At 67.2% G+C, this 4354-nt stretch carries 4 protein-coding genes; 1 reads left to right on the plus strand and 3 read right to left on the minus strand.

Annotated features, from left to right (window positions below; genetic code table 11):
* Positions 1-113: 113 nt before the first annotated feature.
* Together ELR45_RS32465 and ELR45_RS32470 are read right to left on the minus strand one after the other, a co-directional pair.
* Positions 114-1364: an MFS transporter gene (locus tag ELR45_RS32465; protein ID WP_129669981.1), complete on the minus strand. Its 1251-nt coding sequence runs from the start codon at positions 1362-1364 to the stop codon at positions 114-116.
* Between the two features lie 159 nt (positions 1365-1523).
* Positions 1524-2339 (minus strand): SDR family oxidoreductase, encoded by an 816-nt coding sequence (locus ELR45_RS32470; RefSeq protein WP_129669982.1) that lies wholly within the window; start codon positions 2337-2339, stop codon positions 1524-1526.
* Positions 2340-2505: 166 nt separating this feature from the next.
* Between ELR45_RS32470 and ELR45_RS32475 the strand changes: the two genes are divergently transcribed.
* Positions 2506-3120: a TetR/AcrR family transcriptional regulator gene (locus ELR45_RS32475; RefSeq protein ID WP_129669983.1), complete on the plus strand. Its 615-nt coding sequence runs from the start codon at positions 2506-2508 to the stop codon at positions 3118-3120.
* A 193-nt stretch (positions 3121-3313) separates the two neighbouring features.
* On the opposite strand, the gene ELR45_RS36170 is transcribed toward ELR45_RS32475, so the two are convergent.
* A complete protein-coding gene (locus ELR45_RS36170; RefSeq protein WP_165368304.1) occupies positions 3314-3688 on the minus strand; it encodes a CAP domain-containing protein in 375 nt (124 codons plus the stop codon).
* Positions 3689-4354 lie beyond the last annotated feature (666 nt).

Consider the following 4354-nt stretch of genomic DNA (forward strand, 5'->3'; position numbering starts at 1 on the left):
CGTGGAACTGAGGTTGGGGGTTTGGTTGGTGGTCGTCGTCGTGGGAGGAGGTGTGTCGGATGCGTGACAGCACGTGGAACTGAGGTTAGGTATGGAGTGGACCAAACATGTGGTCAATCGAAGATGTCGTCGGCCTCGTCCTGAGGTGGGAGAACAGTGTGGGGCGGGGCTGCTCGGTTCCAGCGAACAGTCGCTATCGCAGCGGCGACCGTGCCGAAAGCCGCGGCGATGGCGATGATCGACGCTGGTGTCAGCAGCTGGGCGAGAAGACCGGCGACGATGATGCCGAGCCCTTGCGCCAGACGTAGAGCAGCTATGGCCACGCCAATGACTTGTCCGCGGTGGTGCGCGGGCACGAGTCGTACGTAAGTGGCCTGGGTGACCATGTCATGGGCGGAGAACATGCCGCTTACCGTCCACAGAATCAGAGTGGCTGTGAGCCCAGGCGCGGCACCGGTTGGGAGCAGTATCAGGCTGCTGGCAATGGCCAGCGGGCCCATGAGCATGAGCCGTCGTCTGGGCGAGATGCTCCGAAGAGCCAACATGCCGATGACCGTCCCGATGGGATTGGCGACCAGCAGCCAGCCGACCGCCATGGTACTGGCGCCGATCTGCGCGGCGTATGGGACCGCCAAGCCCTCGGGAACGACGTAGAAGCCGGCGCAACAGGCGATCCCCAGGAGAGTCCTTAGCCGGGCATCTCGGGCAACGATCGCCCAACCGGCCTTGATGGTCTGCCATTGGCTCAGCTGGCCCTTGTCGTCTTGCTGAGGCCTGGGCCTATAGGACGACATGCCATAGCGGATGATCGCGGCGGAGACGATGAAGGTTGAGGCGTCTATGAGCAGCGCGGTTGAGACGCCGAGTTGGTTGACGAGTGCTGCACCGGTTCCGAATCCGATGACCAGTCCCGCCTGGTAAGTCATCGATACGGCGCCGATGCCGATCGTGAGTCGATCCCCGGAGAGCATGTCGGCCAGCACGGCCTGTCTCGCAGACGAGAACGGAGCAGACAGGAGCTGGATCAGCACGAGCAGGCCACACTGGACGGCGAGCGGGACGCCGGGTACTGCCATGAGCACGAGGAGGCCCGCCCGAGCGAGGTCGGTGACCACCATGACCATGCGGCGTTGGAAACGGTCCGCCAACCCCGCCAAAGTAGCGCCACCGATGAGATCCGGGATGTAGGTCAGGGCGTACGTCAGGGCGGTGAGCCCAGCAGACTCGGTCCGTTCATAGACGAGAATCGTGATGGCGACCCTGGCCAGTTGGTCGCCGATGACCGAGAGAGCATGCGCCATCCACAACCGACGGAACTCGCGCACGGCGAACACGTCACGGTAGGAAGCAGGCCGCCCAGGCATCGTGATCAGAGTGTGCTTGGTCGCGAGATGCAGAGCAAGTTTCTGGATCTCGACATCGAACGCGACGCGACGATCTTTGCGGACGAGTCTGGGCTGCCGTGGTGTTCTCGGACGGTGGGCCAGATCTCCGGCTCGAGCCCGGCGCCTGCTTACTCCGGCCTATGCGGGGTCGGCCGAGCGGGCGGTCTTCTCCCACTCCCGCCAGGTGGCCATGCGCTGCTCATGGATGGCCAGCACCAGGTCGTAGCCCTGCGAGGCGAAGATCAACCGCAGCGGGGGCTCGGCCGCGTCGACCGCTGCGAACAGGGCCTCGACGCTGTCCTCGGCGGTGGGGCTGGGGCTGTTGCCCCAGTTCGCCATGGCGTCGCGGAACGGCTGGTAGCGCGGGTTCGGCTCGGAGCGGCGCGCGGACGCTCCGGCCCAGTCGGTGTCGAACCCGGACGGCTCGATCAGGGTGGTCTTGATGCCGAACCCGGCGACCTCTCCGGCCAGCGCTTCGGTGAACGCCTCCAGGGCCCACTTGGAGGCGTTGTACAGGCCCAGTCCTGGGAACGCGGTCACGCCGCCGATGCTGGAGACCTGCACGATGTGGCCCGCGCCCTGCTCGCGCAGCAGCGGGATCGCGGCCTGGGTGATCCACAGAGCGCCGAAGAAGTTGGTCTCCATCTGCGCGCGGGCCTCGTTCTCGGTCGTCTCCTCGATGGTGCCGAAGTGGCCGAAGCCGGCGTTGTTGACGACCACGTCGAGTCGGCCGAAGTGGCGGTGTGCGGTCTGGACGGCCTCGGTGCCGGCGGCGCGGTCGTCGACGTCGAGCCCGATCGGCAGGACGGCGTCGCCGTAGCGGTCGACCAGGTCGTCCAGCGTGCTCGTGTTGCGGGCGGTGGCGGCGACCCGGTCGCCGCGCTCCAGGGCGGCGGCGGTCCAGGCGCGGCCGAAGCCGCGGGAGGCGCCGGTGATGAACCACGTCTTCGACATGGGGAGGTCCTTTCACTCATCCGGCAATGGAACCGGATACGGGCCGGCGTCGCGGTCGTGCGGCGCCATCGATGAGTTCATCCTACGCCAAAAATGTCTCAGTGTGTCAAGTCGGGCCTGTTGTGCTTTAGGCGACTCTTCGTGCCGACCGGGGTAAGGTGGTGCCATGGACGAGCCGAAGGTCGACTTGCGGGAGCGCACGCGCAACGCCGTGCGCGCGCAGCTGGCGGAGGCGGCCCTGCGGCTGTTCGTGGAGCAGGGCTTCGAAGCGACGACGGTCGAGCAGATCGCTGCCGTGACCGGGCTGTCCCGCCGCAGCTTCCACCGCTACTTCACCAGCAAAGAGGACGTGTTCGGGCAGTGGAACGTGGAGACGGGCCGGCAGATCGCCGCCGCCCTGGCCTCACGCCCGCCCGAGGAGCAGGCCTGGTTCGCGCTGCGCCGCGCCTTCGACGACCTTGTGCGGCAACTGAGCACCTGGCCCATGTCGCTGGACATCACTCGCATGATGCTGGACACCCCGGCGCTGCACGCCACCCACCTGCACAAGCACGCGCTCTGGCGGGACGCGCTCGCCGACGTCCTCCAAGAGCGTCTGGCTGAGAACGGCCGGGGGCCGGTCCGGATCGCCGCCGTCGCCCTCGCCGGCGCGGCCCTGGCCGCCCTCGACTCCGCCCTGATCCAATGGGTCGCCGAAGGCAATGAACAACCGCTCGACGAACTGATGGACCAGGCGATGAACGCCATCACCCCACTTGCCGGACCCGCTGACGGCGGTTGACGGCACGACCGGGCACGTCCGACCAACACCGATCGGGAGCTCTGGGTGAGATTTCCGGCGCAACCCGGCGGTCTAGGGAAACCGCACCAGACGACCCCGCGCAGGACGCCTCCGGCGTGGTATGTCGAGGCGATGGTCTCGGCCGGGGCCCGGTGGGGGATATGGGCATTGTCCTTGTGACACGCCGCGGTTGCTACTCGTGACCGAAAAGCTGTGTCCAGTAGATTCCTTCGTCGCCCTCGGCCACACCGACTCCGATAGCCGCGGAATCGCAGTTGAGGATGTTAGCCCGGTGCCCTTCGCTGTTCATCCACCCGTCGACGACGGCCTCGGCGGTGGCGTAGCCCATGGCGATGTTCTCGCCCGACCAGCGCGGGTATCCGGCGGCTTCGGCGCGGTCGCCGGGGCCTTCGCCCTCCGGGCTGGTATGACTCATATAGTTTCGCTCTGCCATGTCCACGCTGTGTCCCTGCGCCGCCTCGTCCAGCCGTTCGTCAGGCCGGAGATCAACATCGCATCCGTTGGCCTGCCGTTCGGCGTTCGTGAGTTCGACGACGCGTTCTCCCATCTCGGCCAGCCCAGATGATTCAGGTGGCTCGTCGCTCTCGGGCGGCGGGTCCTCGCTCTCGGGCGGCGGGTCCTCGCTCTCGGGCGGGTCCTCGCTCTCCGGTGGCGGCTCCCCGGTGGGCTCTGAACTCGGCGTCGACGCCGGTGGGCTCGTCGTCGGTGGTGGCTCCTTCGTCGGCGTCGCCCGCTCAGTCTGTGTCGGCGTGGGGCTCGGAGTTCGAGCCGGCGTCTTCGTGGGTGCGTCCGGCGTGGGCGTCGTCGCCCCGGAAGGGCTTGCATCCGTAGGCTCAGGCGAGCTGTCTCGCATCGCCGCGAGTTCCTCTGCCTCAACCGTAGACGCCGGCCTACCGATCTCGCCGTAGCTCGGCGGCGTCTCAGCGCACGCCGTGACTACGCAACCGGCGACGGCCACGAGCGCGGCGACAGAGAGGGAGCACCGCATGACCATGCCAGCGCTACCTCCGGTGTTCCGAGATCATCAAAGTGACAGGGCACGCATACCCCGGCTAGGCCCGCCGCCAAACGTCTTCTGGCGCTCTGTTCGCCCATTGGCCTTTCGTCCGGGTCACAGCGACGTCAGCCACGCCCACATGATCCGCCCCACCCTGTCGATCTGGCCGGTGTCGATGACCTCCGGTACGTCGTTCGGCGAGTGGTACCCCTCGAA

It is taken from the genome of Phytoactinopolyspora endophytica (genome assembly GCF_004138495.1).
Lineage (GTDB): Bacteria > Actinomycetota > Actinomycetes > Jiangellales > Jiangellaceae > Phytoactinopolyspora > Phytoactinopolyspora endophytica.